Genomic DNA, 18801 nt, shown 5'->3' with positions numbered 1-18801 from the left:
CTCTCGGCGCCGGCACCTCTCGTGGTGTGCCTTTAAATGTTCTGAGCCGTACTACTCGGGAGTTCGTCGAATTCCAGCACGCCAGGGGGGTCCGTTCCAAACAGCTGGAATCAGGGGTTCCGAGTGGCCCACGCCTCAGATAAAACGGGCATAAAGAGCGAGCCCCGTCAAAAGATGGGGCCAATGTGAGCGCAGCGACACCATGTGAACGCGGCGGGTGTCCGTGACGTGGGAATTCTCTGTCGAAACGTTATGAACACAGGGGCGGATCGTGTCAAAGGACACAGTCCGCCCCTGTTCGTCTACGACAACTGCCGTATGGGCCGGACTACTTGAGTCGTGCCATCAGTGCGTGTTCCACCAGCGTGATCAGCGCGCTCTTCGCATCGCCGCGGTGGCGGGCGTCGGTGGTGATGATCGGCGTGTCCGGACCGATCTGGAGGGCCTCGCGGACCTCGTCCGGGGTGTACGGCTGGTGGCCGTCGAAGCCGTTGAGGGCGATGACGAACGGCAGGCCGCTGTTCTCGAAGTAGTCGACCGCGGGGAAGCAGTCGGCCAGACGCCGGGTGTCCACCAGGACCACGGCGCCGATCGCGCCCCGGACCAGGTCGTCCCACATGAACCAGAAGCGGTCCTGGCCCGGCGTACCGAAGAGGTACAGGATCAGGTCCTGGTCCAGGGTGATGCGGCCGAAGTCCATGGCCACCGTGGTGGTGGTCTTGTCCCCGGTGTGGGTGAGGTCGTCGATGCCCGCGGAAGCGGACGTCATGACGGCCTCGGTACGCAGCGGGTTGATCTCCGAGACCGCGCCGACGAACGTGGTCTTGCCCACGCCGAAGCCGCCCGCCACCACGATCTTCGCGGAGGTGGTAGACCGTCCCGCTCCGCCGCTAGAGCTTGCGAAGTCCACTGAGCACCCTTTCGAGCAGCGTCACATCCGGCGTGCCGCCGGCCTCTCCATTGCCCGGCTGGTGGATGGCCACCATGCCGGCCTCCGCCAGGTCGGCGACAAGAATCCGGGCCACGCCGAGCGGCATCTGCAGCAGCGCCGAGACCTCCGCCACCGACTTGACCTCGCGGCACAGGTGACAGATCCGCTGGTGCTCCGGGAGCAGCGTGGCCAGGTGCGCCGGGTCCGCGGTCGTGCTGACCAGGGCCTCGATGGCGAGCTGGTAGCGCGGCCGGGTCCGGCCGCCCGTCATGGCGTACGGGCGGACCAGCGGCTGGTCGCCTTCACTGTCGTAGTGCGCGTCGTGCAGAGCGCCGTACGAATCGTGTGAGGCGGGTGGCGGGGTCATGGATCCTCCGGGCGGGACAGCAGGGACAGCGAGTGTCTTCGAGCCGTCGGATGTGGCCGGTGGGGGGCGGGGTGCGGCCGGACGGTGGGTTCTGACTGAGGGTGGGGCCTCAGTGGAGCAGGCTCCCCTGGAGCTCCGCTCGCAGATCCGGGGTGAGGACGGAGCCCGCGCGGTCGACCAGGAGGGCCATCTCGTAACCGACCAGGCCGATGTCGCACTCGGGGTGGGCGAGCACGGCCAGCGAGGAGCCGTCGGAGACGGACATGAGGAAGAGGAAGCCGCGCTCCATCTCCACCACGGTCTGGGCGACGGTGCCGCCCTCGAAGATCCGGGACGCACCCGCGGTCAGCGAGGTGAGACCGGACGCCACGGCCGCGAGCTGGTCGGCCCGGTCCCGCGGAAAACCTTCGGACATGGCGAGCAGGAGTCCGTCGGCGGAGACCACCACTGTGTGGGACACCCCGGGGGTGTTGTCCACGAAGTTGGTGATCAACCAGTTCAGATTCTGCGCCGCCTGGCTCATCTGACTCAACTATCGCTCCTGCTGGTGAGTGGGGTCCATCGAGAAACTGCCGGTCGACGGGCCGTTTCCGGCCTGCCGCCCCTGCTGGATACCCCGGCGGAGATTGGTCAGGCGGCCGCGCACGTCGTCGGGCGCACGCGAGACCTGGGGGCCTGCCTGGTTCTGCTGCTGCTGTGCGGTGCCCGCGACCAGGTTGGCACGCGGGACCCGCTTGGGCAGACCGGAAGTGGTGACACCGCCGGCGGCGGGCTTGCGGGCCCGCTCGGCCTGGCGGACGAGTTCGTCGTTGGGCGAGGGCCGCCAGGAGTTGTTGGCGGGCGCGCCGTTGGCGTCGCGCTGGACGGGCGCCGGGCGGCGCTCGGCGGGCGGCTGCGCCGCGGCCGGGGGCTGCGCCGGACGCATCCCCTGCTGGGGTCCGCCCTGGTTGCCCTGGCCCTGGTTGCCCGGTGCGGGCTGCCCCGGCTGCTGGCCGTTCTGACCGCCCTGGCCGTGGAACCAGTTGGTCTCCAGGGTGTCGTACAGCGGCGTACGGCCGTCACCGGCGTTCGGAGCCGGCGGCAGCGCCTCGGGCTGCGGCTGCTGCGGCAGGCTCCCGGCGGCCGGACGCGGCTGCTGGTTCTGCCGGGGCTGCTGCGGTGCCTGGTACTGCTGCGGCTGCGGCTGCTGCGGGGCACGCGGCGCGTCGAAGTCCGGCCGGGCGTACTGACCGGTGTTCTGGCCGGTGTTCTGACCGTTGCCCGGACCGGTGTTCTGGCCCGGGTTCTGGCCGTACGCGCCGGGGCGCTCGAACTGACCGGTCTGTGACGGGTCCTGGGCGCCCTGGGCACCTTGGGCGCCCTGCGGCGCACCGAAGACGTCCGGGCGCACGAACTGGCCGGTGGACGAGGGGTCCTGGCTGCCGGGCGGCGGCCCGTCGAAGTCCGGGCGGGCGAACTCGGCCGTGGAGCCGGGGCCCTGCCGGTCGTCGAGCTGCGGCCGGGGGTACTGGCCGGTGTGCTGCTCGACGTCCTCGTGGCCGCGCGGGCCGTCCTGCGACGCCTGCTCGTTGCCCCAGCTCGCGGCCTGCGGGCGCTGCGGGGCGCCGCCGCCGGGCAGCTCGGCGCGCGGGGCGCCGGGCGGCGGGGTCAGCGGGCGGTCGCCGCGGCGCGGGGCCGGGGGCTGCTGGGCCGGGGTGCCGGTGCCGAAGGCGCCGCCCTGGCCGAAGCCGCCCTGGTTCTGGCCCTGACGGGGCTGCTGGGCGCTGCTGTCGCGCGGGGGCAGTGCGGCACGCGGACCGGCGCCACCGGCCACCGCGCCGCGCGGGGCGCCCGCGCCGAGCCGTCCGCCGCCACCGGGACCGCCGGCCGGGCCGCTGCCGAGCGCACCGGCGAGACCGGCGCGGGCACCGGGGCCCGGGGTCACGCCGGGACGGCCGGCGCCGGCCGGGCCCTGCGCCTGGGGGCCGCCGGGCTTGCCCGGGGCCTTCTTGCCGCCCTGGGCGACGTCGACGGGCAGCATGACGAGCGCGGTCGTACCGCCGGAGTCGGAGGGGCGCAGCTGGATGCGGATGCCGTGTCGCAGGGACAGGCGGCCGACCACGAACAGACCCATGCGGCGCGAGACCGAGACGTCCACGGTGGGCGGCGACGCGAGCCGCTCGTTGATCGCGGCGAGGTCCTCGGGGGAGAGGCCGATGCCGGTGTCGTGGATCTCGACCAGGACGCGGCCGTCGGGCAGCGCGTGACCGGTGACGCGGACCTTGGTCTGCGGCGAGGAGAACGAGGTGGCGTTCTCAAGGAGCTCGGCGAGCAGGTGCACGAGGTCGTTGACCACGCGGCCGGCGACGTCGGTGGCGGGCACGGCCGCCAGCTCGATGCGCTCGTACTGCTCCACCTCGGAGGCCGCGGCGCGGAGCACGTCGACCAGCGGGACCGGGCGGGTCCAGCGGCGACCGGGCTCTTCACCGGCGAGGACGAGGAGGTTCTCGCCGTTCCGGCGCATACGGGTCGCGAGGTGGTCGAGCTTGAAGAGCGAGGAGAGCTGGTCCGGGTCGGCCTCGCGGGACTCCAGTTCGGAGATGAGCGAGAGCTGACGCTGGATGAGGCCCTGCGAGCGGCGCGAGAGGTTGGTGAACATCGCGTTGACGTTGCCCCGCAGAAGGGCCTGCTCGGCGGCGAGGCGGACGGCCTCGCGGTGCACGTCGTCGAAGGCCGCGGCCACTTGGCCGATCTCGTCCCGGGAGTGCACGCCGACCGACTCCACGGACGTGTCGACGTCCTGCGGGTCGGACTCGGAGAGCTGCTTGACGAGCTCGGGCAGCCGGTCCTGGGCGACCCGGGTCGCGGTGTCCTGGAGGCGCCGCAGCGAGCGGATCATGGACCGGGCCACGACGAACGCGCCGACCAGCGAGACGCCGAGGACGATGAGGATCAGGGCACCGTTGAGGATCGCGTCCCGCTGCGACTGGTCGCGCAGCTCGCGGGCCTTCTGCTCCATCTCGCCGAGCAGGGTCTGCTCGATCTGCTTCATCGAGTTGATCTTGTTGGAGTCCTGGTCGTACCAGTCGAGGTACGAGCGCTTGGTCTCCGTGGCGAGGCCGCCCTTGAGGACGCGCTGGGAGTACGCGTTGGCCGCGGTGATCTCCGAGTTGCCCTTGTCGAGCGGGGCCATCAGCTCTTCGGGGTTGCCGTGGTTGCTCTCGTAGACGATCGAGAACGACGACAGCTCCTGGCGCTCGCCGTCCGCCGCGGACTTGGCGTAGAGGCGGTCGGACTCGTTGAGCTTGCCGCTGGTTTCCTTGGTCGCGGGGAGCGCGGCGGCGATGATCGCGCGCTGGATGGAGGCGTACTCCTTGGCGGAGGAGAACGCGGCCAGCGCACGGGTCCGCTTGATCATCTCCGGGTTGGAGGTGGCCTGCGCCATGTCCTGGGAGAGGCTGAGCAGGCTGCGGATGAGGCGGCTGTAGCCCTCGACGGTCTGGGAGTTCGAGACGTCGCCCTGGTAGGCGCTCTTGCGGATGTTGTCGAGGTCCTGGAGCTGGATCGCGATGGCCGTGACGTTACGGCGGATCGACTCCAGTGCGTCGTCGTTGTCCGGGTTGTCGACGTCCTGGGTGGCCGACATGAACTGCTGCTTGACCCGGTCGGTGATGCCCTTCGCCGTGGCGACCCGGGCCGCGCCGCCGGTCTGCACCGCACCCGCCGACTTGTCGCGCTCCTCCTGGAGCGCGGCGGCCAGCTCGGTGGCCTGCTTGGTCATGTCGGTGAGCAGCTGCATGTGGTCGAGCTGCTTCATGTCGTTCATCGACTGGTTGATGCGCAGCCCGCCGAGGGTGGTCGCGGCGACCACGGGCAGGGTGAGGAGCGCGACCAGGCGGGTGGAGATGCGCCAGTTGCGCAGGGCTATTCGCGACCCGGTGTCCACGGCCGGCTTCGGCTTGGGCGCGGCCGAGGGCTTCTCGCCGCCCGCGGCGGAGCGGCCGGTCGGACCGGAGGGGCCGGCGCTGTCGTCGCCGGCCGGTGAAGGGGCCGACGGATTCTGGGTGGCCCGGGGGTTCTGGGCGTGCTGGGGCGAGGAACTGACTGATGTGGGGCCAGTCCCGCCGTGCGGCTCCTGCTCCGCCGCAGCGCTGCCATCCCTCTTGAAACGTCCCTGCACTAGCGTCGCAACCTCTGGACCAGGCGTCCCCCCGCTCTGAACGGAAGGGACGGTGTCGGCGTCGTGGGGCAAGTGTGCGCCCCATGTGTTGGTCGTGAGTGACCGGCGCTTGTTGGTCTCCCCCTCCCCGCCGCCACTCGGCGCTGCGTTGCGCCCTTGCGCGCCGGTCAGTGACCCGCGGCGGTGCGTGGAATTCCAGCACAGTGCCGGATCTCCAACAAGGCCCGCGTACCGGGCTGTGACCTGAGTGACACATTGTGATGGACGAGTCACGAGCCGTAGAAACCATGCACGGATGAATCGGACTTTTACCCACGAGTCGCTTACGTGGGAGGAGTGACCCAGTCGCCATGATCAAGAGCGGAATGGAGGGTTCAGTGGTGCAATGTCCGTTTCGGTAACCGGAATTGACGGGGCGTAATGCCCGAATTGTTTACCGACTCGTGAGCAAACTCACACGATGATCGTCGCCTCTACGGCCGTTTGCCGGGAATTCGAATGTTTAGCCTGACGCTTTACAGGGATGGCCAATCCGACAACCGGCGCCGCCGCGCGCCCCGCAACCGACAGGGTTCGAACGGCAGATGAAGACGACGATGATGATCCGCACCATAGCCAACCCCCGCCGCACCACCCTGGCGCACCTCGCGGACGCCGAGGAGATGCAGACGGAGGTCCTGCCCGAGCACTCGGTGGACCTGCCCACCCAGACGGCCAACCCGCGCCGCACCGTCCTGATGGACGCACCGGTCGCCGCCGCCCAGTAGATAGCGCGGGTCGCCCCCTCACCCGCGTTAGCCTGGAGCGTCAGTCTCCAGCCAGCGACCAAGTGAGGGGCGACAGCATCCCGTGCGCATCGCCAGATTCTCCATCGACGGCAATGTCGCCTTCGGCGCGGTCGAGGACACCCCGCAGGGGCCCGTGCTCGACATCATCAAGGGCATTCCGTACGCCGACTTCGAGCTCTCGGGCACCAAGGTCCCGCTGAGCAAGGTCCGGCTGCTGCCGCCGGTGCTGCCCAACAAGGTCGTGGCCATCGGCCGCAACTACGCGGAGCACGCCAAGGAGCTCGGGAACGAGGTCCCGGAGGTGCCCGTCGCCTTCTTCAAGCCCACCACCTCGGTGATCGGCTCCGGCGACGCGATCGAGTACCCCTCCTTCTCCAACGAGCTGCACCACGAGGCCGAGCTGGCCGTGGTGATCGGCCGGATGTGCCGCGAGGTCCCGCGCGAGCGCGTCAAGGACGTCATCTTCGGCTACACCTGCGCCAACGACGTCACCGCGCGCGACGCCCAGCAGCGCGAGAAGCAGTGGGCCCGGGCCAAGGGCTTCGACACCTCGTGCCCGCTCGGCCCCTGGGTGGAGACCGACCTCGACCCGACGGATCTCACGATCCAGGCGACGGTCAACGGCGAACAGCGCCAGCTGGGCCGCACGAGCGACATGATCCGCTCCATCGAGGACCTGGTCGTCCACATCACCGAGGCCATGACGCTGCTCCCGGGCGACGTCATCCTCACGGGGACCCCGGCCGGAGTCGGCCCCCTCAACGTCGGCGACGAGGTCGCCGTCACCATCGAAGGCATCGGCACTCTCACCAACAAGGTGATCAAGCGTGGCTAACGCGAACGTCCGCGTACGTTTCTGTCCCTCCCCGACCGGCAACCCCCACGTGGGCCTGGTCAGGACCGCCCTCTTCAACTGGGCGTTCGCCCGGCACAACCAGGGCACCATGGTCTTCCGCATCGAGGACACCGACGCGGCCCGCGACTCCGAGGAGTCGTACAACCAGCTGCTCGACTCGCTGCGCTGGCTGGGCCTCGACTGGGACGAGGGCCCCGAGGTCGGCGGCCCGCACGCGCCCTACCGCCAGTCCCAGCGGATGGACATCTACCAGGACGTGGCCGAGAAGCTGCTCGCGGGCGGCTACGCGTACCACTGCTACTGCACCACCGAGGAGCTCGACGAGCGCCGCGACGCGGCCCGCGCCGCCGGCAAGCCGTCCGGCTACGACGGCCACTGCCGCGACCTGAGCGCGGAGCGGAAGGCGGCGTACGAGGCGGAGGGCCGCACGGCCATCGTCCGCTTCCGGATGCCCGACGAGCCGATCACCTTCACGGACCTGGTCCGCGGCGAGCTGACCTTCACCCCGGACAACGTGCCGGACTACGGCATCGTCCGCGCCAACGGGGCCCCGCTGTACACGCTGGTCAACCCGGTCGACGACGCCCTGATGGAGATCACCCACGTCCTGCGCGGCGAGGACCTGCTCTCCTCCACCCCGCGCCAGATCGCGCTCTACAAGGCGCTGATCGAGCTGGGCGTGGCCAAGGGGACCCCGGCCTTCGGCCACCTCCCGTACGTCATGGGCGAGGGCAACAAGAAGCTCTCCAAGCGCGACCCGCAGGCATCCCTGAACATCTACCGGGAGCGCGGCTTCCTCCCGGAGGGCCTGCTCAACTACCTCTCGCTCCTCGGCTGGTCCTTCTCGGCCGACCAGGACGTCTTCTCGATCTCCGACATGGTCGCGAAGTTCGACGTCGCGGACGTCAACGCCAACCCGGCCCGCTTCGATCTGAAGAAGGCCGAGTCGATCAACGCGGACCACATCCGCATGCTCGACGTGAAGGCGTTCACGGCCGCCTGCGAGCCGTGGCTGACCGCCCCGCACGCCAACTGGGCGCCCGAGGACTTCGACCGCGCCGCCTGGGAGGCCATCGCGCCGCACGCCCAGACCCGGCTGACCGTCCTCTCGGACATCACGGCCAACGTCGACTTCCTCTTCTTGAAGGAGCCGGTCGAGGACGAGGCGTCCTGGGCGAAGGCGATGAAGGAGGGCTCGGACGCGCTGCTGCGCACGGCCCGCGAGAAGCTGGAGTCGGCCGACTGGTCGTCCCCGGAGTCCCTCAAGGAGGCCGTCCTGGCCGCCGGCGAGGCGCACGGCCTCAAGCTCGGCAAGGCCCAGGCCCCGGTCCGCGTCGCCGTCACCGGCCGCACGATCGGCCTGCCGCTCTTCGAGTCCCTGGAGATCCTGGGCAAGGAGAAGACGCTGACCCGCATCGACGCGGCGCTGGCGAAGCTCGCGGCGTAGCCAACTGACGTACGACCCGAAGGGGCGGCAGCCGGACCGGCTGCCGCCCCTTCGGCGTACCGTCACCGTATGACCGTCCGAGCCGTCCTCTGGGACCTAGACGACACCCTCTTCGACTACGCCTCGGCCGCCCGCAGGGGCATGCGCGTGCACCTGGAGGCCGAGGGGCTGCCCGCCGCGTACGCGTCGATGGAGCGGGCACTCACGACCTGGGACGAGCTCACCGCGTACCACTGGGCGCGGTTCGCCGCGGGGGAGACCGACTGGCAGGGGCAGCGGCGCGACCGGGTGCGCGCCTTCCTCGGCGCCGAGCTGAGCGACCCCGAGGCGGAGGCCTGGTTCGAGCGGCACCTGGCCCACTACGAGGCCGCCTGGTCGCTCTTCCCGGACACCGTGCCCGTCCTCGACCTGCTCGCCGAGGGCTACCGGCACGCCGTCCTCTCCAACTCCTCCCTCCACCACCAGGAGCGCAAGCTGGAGGTCCTGGGCGTACGGGACCGGTTCGAGGCCGTGGTGTGCGCGGCCGAGCTGGGGATCTCCAAGCCCGACGCCGGGGCCTTCCACGCGGCCTGCGAGGCGCTGGGCCTGGCGCCGGAGGAGGTCGCGTACGTGGGCGACCAGCCCGACATCGACGCCCGCGGGGCGGGCGAGGCGGGGCTCCTGGGGATCTGGCTGGACCGCAACCAGGTGGGCGGGCGGCCCGAACTGATCCGGATCACGGGCCTGGAGGAGCTCCCCGACCTGCTGCGTCGCGATACCCGTTTTGGAGCGCCGGACACCTTCGGGTAATGTTCTTCCTGCGCCGAGGGGAGCGGGAAGAAAAGCCCGGAACCGAAAGCGCAAGCCGAGCAAGACTCCCAGCGGGGGTTGCGCTTTGGTGGCCTATGGTGTAATTGGCAGCACGACGGTTTCTGGTTCCGTTAGTCTAGGTTCGAGTCCTGGTAGGCCAGCTCGCAGAGCTTATCTGCACCGCGGATTCCAGATCCGCAAAGCCCCCGTTGTGTAGCGGCCTAGCACGCTGCCCTCTCAAGGCAGTAGCGCCGGTTCGAATCCGGTCGGGGGTACAGATCCTTCCCAGGGAGGCAGTCCGGGTCGCACCCGCTGACTCTCATGCAGGATCGCTAGGGCCCCCGTTGTGTAGCGGCCTAGCACGCCGCCCTCTCAAGGCGGTAGCGCCGGTTCGAATCCGGTCGGGGGTACTGGTCTAAACCACCATGGGCTATGGTGTAATTGGCAACACTACGGTTTCTGGTACCGTCATTCTAGGTTCGAGTCCTGGTAGCCCAGCGGATCGTCAAGATCTGAGGATCTTCCGAGATCCAAGCACGCCCCCGTTGTGTAGCGGCCTAGCACGCCGCCCTCTCAAGGCGGTAGCGCCGGTTCGAATCCGGTCGGGGGTACGTGAGGAAGGGGCCCGGCACACAGTGTGTGCCGGGCCCCTTCCGCATGTCCGGGGGATGCCCGGGAGCGGGTCGCCCCCGGGCGGCGCTCACGGCCGGACGAACCGCCGCGCCGACTCCTGCGCCTGGGCCAGCCGCCGCAGACTGAGCAGCACCGGCTCGTACAGGACGGTCAACGCCACCGCCGCCTCGACCTGTTCGGCGGGGGCGTCGTAGCGCTCCACCAAATCCAGGTCGGTGACCGCCACTTGGGCGGCGGCCGCCGCGTACGGGGCCAACTCTTCGGCGCCGCAGGGGTATCCGAGCCGGGCGAGCGCGGTCACCGCCGCGAGCAGCGTCAGATACGCGCCCGAGCTGCCCTGCGGGTCCGAGCCGCCGTACTGCCAGCCGAGCCCGTCGATCAGCGCGTCCACCGACGCGCGCGCCGCCTGCGCGTACGGGTCGGCGGGGTCGGGCTCCGGCGCGTTCGGCATGGCCTCGACGGCGACGCCGAGCCGGGAGTGGTGGTCCAGGGAGTCGTCCTCCAGGGCCGCGAGCACCTCCTTGGCGGCGGCCACCGGCACCCGGCCCACCTGGATCAGCGCGCGCACCAGCTTGAGCCGCTGGAGGTGGGTGGTGTCGTAGTCGGCCTGGGTGGCGGTGATCCGGTGGCCCGGCGGCAGCAGCCCCTCGCGCAGGTAGTACTTGATCGTCGCCGGGGCGACCCCGCTCCGCTCGCTCAGCTCCGCCAGTCTCATCCCTCTTGCGCCTTTCCTTGGAGAGTGCCACTATCTAATCATCGGATAGCGGAACTATCTAATGCGCGGCCGAGCAACCGTCGTTTGTCACTGGGGGAACGTCATGAGCGAGAAGCCGATCGAAGGACGTATGACCGCCGCCGCCGAGGGGGACGTGGTGGTCTTCCTCATCGGGATGCGCATCAACCGCTTCCGCGCGCTGCGCAGTTGGCTGCCGGTCACGTCCGCGATGCCCCGGATGCTGAAGGAGCTCGTCAAGGAGGAGGGCAGCGGGCTGCTCGGCTTCCAGTCAGTCCTGGCCGGGCCGCGCACGCTGGCGGTGGTGCAGTACTGGGAGTCCAAGGAGAAGCTCCTGGCGTACGCGTCGGCGCAGGACAAGGAGCACCGCCCGGCCTGGACGGCCTTCAACCGCCGGGCGCGGGGGGCCAAGGGCGCGGTGGGGGTCTGGCACGAGACGTACGCGGTCCCGGCGGGCTCGTACGAGTCGATCTACGTCTCCATGCCGGGGTTCGGCCTGGGCAAGGCGACGGGTGTGGTGCCGGTAGGGCGGCGGGGTGAGCGGGCGGCGGATCGCCTGACGGCTGCGTGAGAGCCGGCCGGTTGTTCGTCCGCGGGCCGGTGGGGGCTGATCGCGCAGTTCCCCGCGCCCCTGGAGGAGTGGCCGCCGGGTGGTCGGGTGCGGGTCGTGCTCGGTTGCTCGCGCAGTTCCCCGCGCCCCTGAAAGTCTGTGGCTGAGCTGCGTTCTCAGGCTGCGGTGGACGCCTTGAGGGGCGCGGGGAACTGCGCGACCAGGCGTCCACGGTCCGCGGACGAAAGCGGGTTTCAGGGGCGCGGGGCCGTGACATTTGCGGCTCCGCCGTGTGGGCGCGAGCAACCCCCACCCGCCCGCAGACGAACACCGGGCCCCAAAACACGCCTCCGGCCCACCGCTGCGGCGTTGAAGCGGTGGGCCGGAGACGGACGTGGGGGCTAGCCGTTGCGGCGCAGGGCCTCGGAGAGGCGGGCGGCGGCGTCGATGACCGCCTGGGCGTGCATCCGGCCGGGATGGCGGGTCAGGCGCTCGATCGGTCCGGAGACCGAGACGGCCGCCACCACGCGGTTGGACGGGCCGCGCACCGGCGCCGAGACCGAGGCCACGCCCGGCTCGCGCTCGCCGATCGACTGGGCCCAGCCCCGGCGCCGTACGCCCGACAGGGCCGTCGCCGTGAAGCGCGCGCCCTGCAGGCCCCGGTGCAGGCGCTCCGGCTCCTCCCAGGCCATCAGGATCTGGGCGGAGGAGCCCGCCTTCATCGTCAGGGTCGAGCCGACCGGCACGGTGTCCCGCAGTCCGGACAGCCGCTCGGCCGCCGCCACGCAGATCCGCATGTCGCCCTGGCGACGGTAGAGCTGGGCGCTCTCGCCCGTCACGTCGCGCAGATGCGTCAGCACGGGACCTGCCGTGGCCAGCAGGCGGTCCTCGCCGGCCGCGGCCGCGAGCTCCGCGAGCCGCGGGCCGAGGATGAACCGGCCCTGCATGTCCCTCGCCACCATCCGGTGGTGTTCCAGTGCCACGGCAAGGCGGTGTGCCGTGGGTCGTGCGAGCCCGGTGGCCGCGACCAACCCCGCGAGGGTGGCCGGACCGGACTCCAGGGCGCTCAGGACGAGAGCCGCCTTGTCGAGAACGCCGACGCCGCTAGAGTTGTCCATGAAACGATACTCGCGTCTCACTCTGTGAAACGCAAGTTCAATTTTCTCCGGAACTTGCGAACCTGTACTGGCGGTCCGCACAACGGTCCGCAGCCACCGTCCGGTCCCGGGGGCCCGGGCGGAGCACCCGGTCTCTAGTTGGGCCGGCGACGATGCCGGCCGGAGGGAAAGCGATGGGTAGGACACTCGCGGAGAAGGTCTGGGACGACCATGTCGTCAGGCGCGCCGAGGGCGAGCCCGACCTCCTCTTCATCGATCTGCACCTGCTGCACGAGGTGACCAGCCCGCAGGCCTTCGACGGTCTGCGCGCCAACGGCCGCCCGGTCCGGCGCCTCGACCTCACCATCGCCACCGAGGACCACAACACCCCGACCATCGACATCGACAAGCCCATCGCCGACCCGGTCTCCCGGGCCCAGCTGGAGACGCTGCGCAAGAACTGCGCCGAGTTCGGCGTACGGCTGCACCCGCTCGGCGACGTCGAGCAGGGCGTCGTCCACGTGGTGGGACCCCAGCTGGGCCTGACCCAGCCCGGCACCACCGTGGTCTGCGGCGACTCGCACACCTCCACGCACGGCGCCTTCGGGGCCCTGGCGTTCGGGATCGGCACCTCACAGGTAGAGCATGTGCTCGCCACCCAGACCCTGCCACTGGCACCCTTCAAGACCATGGCGATCACCGTCGACGGCGAGCTGCCCGACGGCGTCACCGCCAAGGACCTGATCCTGGCCATCATCGCCAGGATCGGCACCGGCGGCGGCCAGGGCTACGTCCTGGAGTACCGCGGCCCGGCCATCGAGAAGCTCTCGATGGAGGCCCGGATGACCATCTGCAACATGTCGATCGAGGCCGGTGCCCGGGCGGGCATGATCGCCCCCGACCGGACCACGTTCGACTACCTCGAAGGCCGCGCGCACGCCCCCAAGGGCGCGGACTGGGACGCGGCGGTCGCGTACTGGCAGACCCTGAAGACGGACGAGGACGCGGTCTTCGACGCCGAGGTGGTCATCGACGCCACCGAGCTCTCGCCGTTCGTCACCTGGGGCACCAACCCGGGCCAGGGCGCACCGCTTTCGGCGTCCGTCCCCGACCCGGCTTCGTACGAAGACGCTTCGGAGCGCCTGGCCGCCGAAAAGGCGCTGGAGTACATGGGGTTGACGGCGGGGCAGCCGCTGCGCGCCATCGGCGTCGACACCGTCTTCGTAGGTTCCTGCACCAACGGCCGCATCGAGGACCTGCGCTCGGCCGCCTCCATCCTGGAGGGCCGCAAAGTCGCCGACGGCGTACGGATGCTGGTCGTCCCCGGCTCGGTGCGGGTCGCCCTGCAGGCCGTCGAGGAGGGCCTGGACAAGGTCTTCACCGCCGCCGGAGCCGAATGGCGGCACGCGGGCTGCTCGATGTGCCTGGGCATGAACCCGGACCAGCTGGCCCCCGGCGAGCGCTCCGCCTCCACCTCCAACCGCAACTTCGAGGGCAGGCAGGGCAAGGGCGGCCGCACCCACCTGGTCTCGCCGCAGGTCGCCGCCGCGACAGCGGTTCTCGGCCATCTGGCCTCGCCCGCCGACCTCACCGACGCCCGTACGCCCGCTGGAGTCTGATCAGCCATGGAAGCTTTCACCACGCACACCGGCCGGGCCGTCCCGCTGCGCCGCTCCAACGTCGACACCGACCAGATCATCCCGGCCCACTGGCTGAAGAAGGTCACCCGGGACGGCTTCGAGGACGGACTGTTCGAGGCCTGGCGCAAGGACCCGTCCTTCGTCCTGAACAAGCCCGAGCGCCAGGGGGCGTCGGTGCTGGTCGCGGGCCCCGACTTCGGTACGGGATCGTCGCGCGAGCACGCGGTCTGGGCGCTGCAGAACTACGGCTTCAAAACCGTGATCTCGTCCCGGTTCGCCGATATCTTCCGGGGCAACTCGCTGAAGAACGGGCTGCTCACGGTGGTTCTCGACCAGAAAGTCGTGGACGCGCTCTGGGAGCTGACGGAAAACGACCCGAACGCCGAGATCACCGTTGACCTCAAGGACCGCCAGGTCCGCGCGGAAGGCGTCACAGCGGACTTCGCACTCGACGAGAACGCCCGCTGGCGGCTGCTGAACGGCCTGGACGACATCAGCATCACCCTGCAGAACGAGCCCGACATCGCCGCGTACGAGGCGAAGCGGCCCTCCTACAAGCCCAGCACCTCGCTGGTCTGAGGCTCGCGAAGGCCGGTCGCCGCCTCCGAGGCGGGCCTTCGGCAGTCTTTCGGCCCAACACGCCCCCTGTCTTTCGGGACAGGGGGCGTGTTGCGTTGCGGGGTGTCAGGGTGGCGTCAACTAGCCTAGGCTGCACCGCAGATGGCCGGATTGGGACTTGTGCGACCGGTGGTCGTGGGGGAGCCGAAAACCACCCGGAATCCCTCAGTTGCCCCCGCCGGAGGCGACAACTCGCCCCAGATGGCACAATCGGCGCATGGAACGCGACAGCCAACTCAAGCTCTACCGGGTCGTCGCGGACCGACTGAAAGAAGCGCACACAGTGGTGCGCGAACTGCAAGTCCCGGAGGGCGTACGGATGGCGCTGTCCCGGAAGCTGCTGGTCATCACAGCGGCTGCCAAACACGATCTCGCCGATGCGGCAAGGCGTCTGGACCGGTTGATGAAGGACCTCGACGAGGGCCGATTCCCCGAAGGCGACTGAGTCACAAGGAGTTCGGCGAAGGCCGACTTCGTTGCGGCACTAGGGTGATTAGCCCGTTTCGTGTTTGATTTGCGGTATATATCTGCCTAACGTGCGAAAAAGCCAGAACAGATTCGTTCCGGCCAATGTCTCCGAAGGGGAAGACGTGAACAAGGCGCAGCTCGTAGAAGCGATTGCCGACAAGCTCGGCGGCCGTCAGCAGGCCGCGGACGCCGTGGACGCGGTGCTGGACGCGGTCGTCCGCGCCGTCGTCGCCGGCGACCGGGTCTCGGTCACCGGTTTCGGTTCGTTCGAGAAGGTCGACCGCCCGGCCCGTTACGCCCGCAACCCGCAGACGGGTGAGCGCGTGCGGGTCAAGAAGACCTCGGTTCCGCGCTTCCGTGCGGGCCAGGGCTTCAAGGACCTGGTCAGCGGCTCGAAGAAGCTCCCCAAGGGTGACGAGGTCGCCGTGAAGAAGGCGCCCAAGGGCAGCCTCTCCGGTGGTACGTCCAGCCGGAGCACGGTCAAGAAGGCGGCGGCGAAGAAGGCCACCACCGCCAAGAAGGCCGCCGCCAAGAAGACCACGGCGAAGAAGACCGTCGCCAAGAAGACGGCCACCAAGGCCGTGGCGAAGACGACGGCGGCGAAGAAGACCACCACCGCCAAGAAGGCCACCACGGCCGCGAAGAAGACCACGGCGAAGAAGACCGTCGCCAAGAAGACGGCCACCAAGGCCGTGGCGAAGAAGACCGCGCCCGCGAAGAAGGCCGTCGCGAAGAAGGCGCCCGCCAAGAAGGTCACCGCGCGCAAGACCACCGCCAAGAAGACGACTGCCCGCAAGAAGTAGGCACCGCCGGACGGCTCACGCGCCGGGCCGGGCTCCCCTCGGGGAGCCCGGCCCGCGGCGTGTCCGGCTGCCGTCAGAAGGTCTGCAGCGTCACCAGCGTGATGCGCAGGGACGCGCCCTCGCCCTCGGTCTCGATGCGCACGCGCTGGCCCACCCGCAGCAGCCGCAGCCCGCCCGCGTCGAAGGCCTCGGCCCCGAAGTCCACCGGGGTCCCGTCGTCGAGCAGCACACTGCCGCTGCGGGTCTCGAAGTCGTATGTGTACGCGGTCGCCTGCATACCGCAGAGACTAGTGCCCCGGTACGACATCCACCGCTGCCCGCAGCGCCGCCGTCGCCGGGCCCGGGCCCAGGGCGAGTGCGGTGCGCAGGTCCGCGCCCGTGTCCACGTCCTGGCGCACCGAGTCCACCCCGCTCAGCAGGATTTCCGCCGCACCCGAAGCCGAATGCGCGGCGCGCGAGGGGCCGCCGAAAGCCGGGGCCAAATCCACTCCGGGCCCGGCCGAAAGGAAAGTCGTGCCGATTCCGGCCGCATCGGCAAGAAATGCGCGCGGAAATACGGAGGCGGCATCCAGGACCCGGCCCAATTCCGCCGGCCGCAGCGCGGGCAGATCCGCGTTCAGGGCCGCGACCGCAGCCCCGGGGCGCAGTTCCCGTACCGCGTACGCCCCGTGTGCGAGAGCGGCGTTGAGGCCCGCGCCAGGGCGGTCCTCGACGATCCGGGCGCCCAGCGCGGCCAGCTCCGCGCCCGCCAGCGGATCGTCCGTGACGACCGCCACATCCCGTACCGCGGGGCAGGTGAGCGCCGCCCCCACGGTGTCCAGGGCGAACGCCAGAGCGAGCCGCGGCCGCAGCTCCGCGCCGACGGCGGCGGCGAGCCTGCTCTTCGCCAGTGCCAACGGCTTCAGCGGTACGACCAGGGACCAGCGGGCCGGTGGTGCGGTGTTCGTGGCGTCCCCCTCGCTCTTGTCTCTCCCCGCCCCGTCGAACGGATAGCCGCTGGACAGGACGGGGGTCATTGTCACCCAGCCAGGAGGGGGCGCCCCACGGTCGGGGCGTACGGTGTTCTCGACAGACCGGAGGGCCGGGGCGACACTTGCCCCCTGCGTAGCTCGCGCAGTCATCGACAGTGGTCTGTCCTAGAGGAAGGTGCTCCGAGTGTCCCGCCGCAGAATCGGCTTCTGGTACCGCCTGGCGGCGGTCATCGCCAAACCTCCACTGGTGGTGCTTTTCAAGCGGGACTGGCACGGAATGGAGAACATTCCGGCGGACGGCGGTTTTATCACCGCCGTCAATCACAACTCGTATCTCGACATGTTCTCCTACGGGCACTTCCAGTACAACACCGGACGGGTGCCCCGATTCCTCGCCAAGGCCGCGCTCTTCAAGGCGCCCGGCGTGGGACTGCTGCTGCGCGGCACGGGCCAGATTCCCGTCTACCGCGAGTCCTCCAACGCCTTCGGCGCCTTCCGGGCCGCCGTCGAGGCGATCGAGGGCGGCGAATGCGTCGCGTTCTACCCCGAGGGCACCCTCACCCGCGACCCCGGCATGTGGCCGATGACCGCCAAGACCGGTGTCGCGCGCGCCGCGCTGCAGACGAAGGCCCCGGTCATCCCCGTCGCCCAGTGGGGCGCCAACTTGGCGATGCCGCCCTACGCCAAGGAGAAGAAGGTCCGCCTCTTCCCCCGCAAGACCCTCCAGGTGAAGGCCGGTCCGGCGGTCGACCTCGCGCGCTTCTACGACAAGGAGCCGACCCCCGAGGTGCTGCGCGAGGCGACCGAGGTCATCATGGCCGCGATCACCCGCCAGCTGGAGGAGATCCGGGGCGAGAGCGCCCCCGCGAAGCCGTACGATCCGCGCGAAGTCCGCGCGCAGCAGCGCCGCAAGGCCGCCGGGGAGGGCACCAAGTGACGCACGCCGCCACCAAGGCAGCAGTATTCGGAACCGGCTCCTGGGGTACGGCGTTCGCCATGGTCCTCGCCGACGCGGGCTGCGAGGTGACCCTCTGGGGCCGCCGCCCCGAACTCGCCGAGGCGATCAACACCACCCGCACCAACCCCGACTACCTGCCGGGCATCGAACTGCCCGCGGGGGTACGGGCGACCACCGACCCCGCAGAGGCAGCCGAGGGCGCCGACTTCACCGTCCTCGCCGTGCCCTCGCAGACTCTGCGCGGCAACCTCGCCGCCTGGACGCCGCTGCTCGCCCCCGACACCGTGCTCGTCTCCCTGATGAAGGGCGTCGAACTCGGCACCGCCAAGCGGATGAGCGAGGTGATCGAGAAGGTCGCCAAGGTCTCCGCCGACCGCGTCGCCGTGGTCACCGGCCCCAACCTCGCCAAGGAGATCGCCCAGCGCCGGCCCGCCGCCGCCGTGGTCGCCTGCCGCGACGAGGCCGTGGCCCAGCGCCTCCAGGCCGCCTGCCACACCCCGTACTTCCGCCCGTACACCAACACCGACGTCGTCGGCTGCGAGCTCGGCGGCGCCGTCAAGAACGTCATCGGGCTCGCCGTCGGCATCGCCGACGGCATGGGCCTGGGCGACAACGCCAAGGGCTCGCTGATCACCCGCGGCCTGGCCGAGACCACCCGGCTCGGGCTCGCGATGGGCGCCGACCCGCTGACCTTCTCCGGGCTCGCGGGCCTCGGCGACCTCGTCGCCACCTGCTCCTCGCCGCTCTCGCGCAACCACACCTTCGGCACCAACCTCGGCAAGGGCATGACGCTCCAGGAGACCATCGCGGTCACCAAGCAGACCGCCGAGGGCGTCAAGTCCTGCGAGTCCGTGCTGGATCTGGCCCGCCGCCACGGCGTCGACATGCCGATCACCGAGACCGTCGTCGGCATCGTCCACGAGGGCAAGCCCCCGGTGGTCGCGCTCAAGGAGCTGATGTCGCGCAGCGCCAAGTCCGAGCGGCGCTGAAGGC

19 protein-coding genes and 5 tRNA genes are annotated in these 18801 nt (G+C 70.3%); 16 read left to right on the top strand and 8 right to left on the bottom strand.

All coding sequences use genetic code 11. The annotated features are described in order from the left end of the window. Window positions 1–328: 328 nt before the first annotated feature. The 4 genes from QIY60_RS05240 to QIY60_RS05225 all read right to left on the bottom strand — a co-directional run bounded on the left by QIY60_RS05240 (window position 329) and on the right by QIY60_RS05225 (window position 5457). The gene (locus tag QIY60_RS05240; protein WP_190091018.1) at window positions 329–910 is read right to left on the bottom strand and encodes an ATP/GTP-binding protein; all 582 of its coding nucleotides are present in this window, start codon (window positions 908–910) and stop codon (window positions 329–331) included. Continuing rightward, window positions 891–1298 carry a DUF742 domain-containing protein gene (locus tag QIY60_RS05235; protein WP_067164662.1) on the bottom strand — a complete coding sequence of 136 codons (408 nt, stop codon included), beginning with the start codon at window positions 1296–1298 and terminating at the stop codon, window positions 891–893. Before QIY60_RS05235 ends, QIY60_RS05240 begins: the two co-directional genes overlap by 20 nt. Window positions 1299–1407: 109 nt before the next feature. Beyond that, entirely contained in the window at window positions 1408–1821 is a 414-nt protein-coding gene (locus QIY60_RS05230) for a roadblock/LC7 domain-containing protein (protein ID WP_067164664.1), read from the bottom strand. A 9-nt stretch (window positions 1822–1830) separates the two neighbouring features. Then, complete coding sequence (locus tag QIY60_RS05225; RefSeq protein ID WP_283141364.1) at window positions 1831–5457, bottom strand: nitrate- and nitrite sensing domain-containing protein; 3627 nt, start codon at window positions 5455–5457, stop codon at window positions 1831–1833. A gap of 584 nt (window positions 5458–6041) precedes the next feature. On the opposite strand from QIY60_RS05225, the gene QIY60_RS05220 reads away from it, so the two are divergent. The 9 genes from QIY60_RS05220 to QIY60_RS05180 all read left to right on the top strand — a co-directional run bounded on the left by QIY60_RS05220 (window position 6042) and on the right by QIY60_RS05180 (window position 9948). After that, complete coding sequence (locus QIY60_RS05220) at window positions 6042–6224, top strand: hypothetical protein (RefSeq protein ID WP_283141363.1); 183 nt, start codon at window positions 6042–6044, stop codon at window positions 6222–6224. Window positions 6225–6306: 82 nt separating this feature from the next. Next, on the top strand, window positions 6307–7080 hold the full coding sequence (locus QIY60_RS05215; RefSeq protein ID WP_283141362.1) for a fumarylacetoacetate hydrolase family protein: 774 nt from the start codon (window positions 6307–6309) through the stop codon (window positions 7078–7080). Further along, window positions 7073–8548, top strand: a complete 1476-nt coding sequence (gltX, locus tag QIY60_RS05210) for a glutamate--tRNA ligase (RefSeq protein WP_283141361.1) — start codon at window positions 7073–7075, stop codon at window positions 8546–8548. The genes QIY60_RS05215 and gltX overlap by 8 nt, the downstream gene beginning before the upstream one ends. Window positions 8549–8617: 69 nt before the next feature. Continuing rightward, on the top strand, window positions 8618–9337 hold the full coding sequence (locus QIY60_RS05205) for an HAD family hydrolase (RefSeq protein WP_283141360.1): 720 nt from the start codon (window positions 8618–8620) through the stop codon (window positions 9335–9337). Between the two features lie 89 nt (window positions 9338–9426). Beyond that, window positions 9427–9498: transfer RNA gene (locus QIY60_RS05200), tRNA-Gln, on the top strand. Between the two features lie 41 nt (window positions 9499–9539). After that, window positions 9540–9612, top strand: a tRNA-Glu gene (locus tag QIY60_RS05195). 62 nt (window positions 9613–9674) lie between these two features. Continuing rightward, window positions 9675–9747 (top strand) — tRNA-Glu (locus QIY60_RS05190). 16 nt (window positions 9748–9763) lie between these two features. Next, window positions 9764–9835, top strand: a tRNA-Gln gene (locus QIY60_RS05185). A 40-nt stretch (window positions 9836–9875) separates the two neighbouring features. Beyond that, window positions 9876–9948 (top strand) — tRNA-Glu (locus tag QIY60_RS05180). Between the two features lie 89 nt (window positions 9949–10037). On the opposite strand, the gene QIY60_RS05175 is transcribed toward QIY60_RS05180, so the two are convergent. Continuing rightward, window positions 10038–10685, bottom strand: coding sequence for a MerR family transcriptional regulator (locus tag QIY60_RS05175; protein ID WP_283141359.1), 648 nt, complete (start codon window positions 10683–10685; stop codon window positions 10038–10040). A 103-nt stretch (window positions 10686–10788) separates the two neighbouring features. On the opposite strand from QIY60_RS05175, the gene QIY60_RS05170 reads away from it, so the two are divergent. Continuing rightward, window positions 10789–11274, top strand: coding sequence for a DUF4188 domain-containing protein (locus QIY60_RS05170; protein ID WP_283141358.1), 486 nt, complete (start codon window positions 10789–10791; stop codon window positions 11272–11274). A gap of 380 nt (window positions 11275–11654) precedes the next feature. On the opposite strand, the gene ndgR is transcribed toward QIY60_RS05170, so the two are convergent. After that, complete coding sequence (gene ndgR / locus QIY60_RS05165; protein ID WP_005311436.1) at window positions 11655–12371, bottom strand: IclR family transcriptional regulator NdgR; 717 nt, start codon at window positions 12369–12371, stop codon at window positions 11655–11657. Window positions 12372–12544: 173 nt separating this feature from the next. Between ndgR and leuC the strand changes: the two genes are divergently transcribed. The 4 genes from leuC (at window position 12545) to QIY60_RS05145 (ending at window position 15879) form a co-directional block, all read left to right on the top strand. After that, complete coding sequence (gene leuC, locus QIY60_RS05160) at window positions 12545–13969, top strand: 3-isopropylmalate dehydratase large subunit (RefSeq protein ID WP_283141357.1); 1425 nt, start codon at window positions 12545–12547, stop codon at window positions 13967–13969. A 6-nt stretch (window positions 13970–13975) separates the two neighbouring features. Further along, window positions 13976–14569, top strand: coding sequence for a 3-isopropylmalate dehydratase small subunit (leuD, locus tag QIY60_RS05155; protein WP_283141356.1), 594 nt, complete (start codon window positions 13976–13978; stop codon window positions 14567–14569). Between the two features lie 256 nt (window positions 14570–14825). Further along, entirely contained in the window at window positions 14826–15053 is a 228-nt protein-coding gene (locus QIY60_RS05150; RefSeq protein WP_283141355.1) for a hypothetical protein, read from the top strand. 145 nt (window positions 15054–15198) lie between these two features. Beyond that, window positions 15199–15879, top strand: coding sequence for an HU family DNA-binding protein (locus QIY60_RS05145; protein WP_283141354.1), 681 nt, complete (start codon window positions 15199–15201; stop codon window positions 15877–15879). A gap of 73 nt (window positions 15880–15952) precedes the next feature. Here the strand turns inward: QIY60_RS05145 and QIY60_RS05140 are convergent, their stop codons facing one another. Beyond that, window positions 15953–16156: a hypothetical protein gene (locus QIY60_RS05140; RefSeq protein ID WP_101390320.1), complete on the bottom strand. Its 204-nt coding sequence runs from the start codon at window positions 16154–16156 to the stop codon at window positions 15953–15955. Window positions 16157–16166: 10 nt separating this feature from the next. After that, entirely contained in the window at window positions 16167–16895 is a 729-nt protein-coding gene (gene cofC, locus QIY60_RS05135; RefSeq protein WP_283145822.1) for a 2-phospho-L-lactate guanylyltransferase, read from the bottom strand. A gap of 139 nt (window positions 16896–17034) precedes the next feature. Between cofC and QIY60_RS05130 the strand changes: the two genes are divergently transcribed. Both QIY60_RS05130 and QIY60_RS05125 read left to right on the top strand, forming a co-directional pair. Next, window positions 17035–17787 carry a lysophospholipid acyltransferase family protein gene (locus tag QIY60_RS05130; RefSeq protein ID WP_283141353.1) on the top strand — a complete coding sequence of 251 codons (753 nt, stop codon included), beginning with the start codon at window positions 17035–17037 and terminating at the stop codon, window positions 17785–17787. After that, on the top strand, window positions 17784–18797 hold the full coding sequence (locus QIY60_RS05125; protein ID WP_283141352.1) for an NAD(P)H-dependent glycerol-3-phosphate dehydrogenase: 1014 nt from the start codon (window positions 17784–17786) through the stop codon (window positions 18795–18797). The genes QIY60_RS05130 and QIY60_RS05125 overlap by 4 nt, the downstream gene beginning before the upstream one ends. Window positions 18798–18801 lie beyond the last annotated feature (4 nt).

The organism is Streptomyces sp. BPTC-684 (genome assembly GCF_030028635.1).
GTDB classification, from domain to species: Bacteria; Actinomycetota; Actinomycetes; order Streptomycetales; family Streptomycetaceae; genus Streptomyces; species Streptomyces noboritoensis.
Note: the sequence above shows the minus strand (reverse complement) of the source record. Positions and strands in the feature narration are given on the sequence as shown.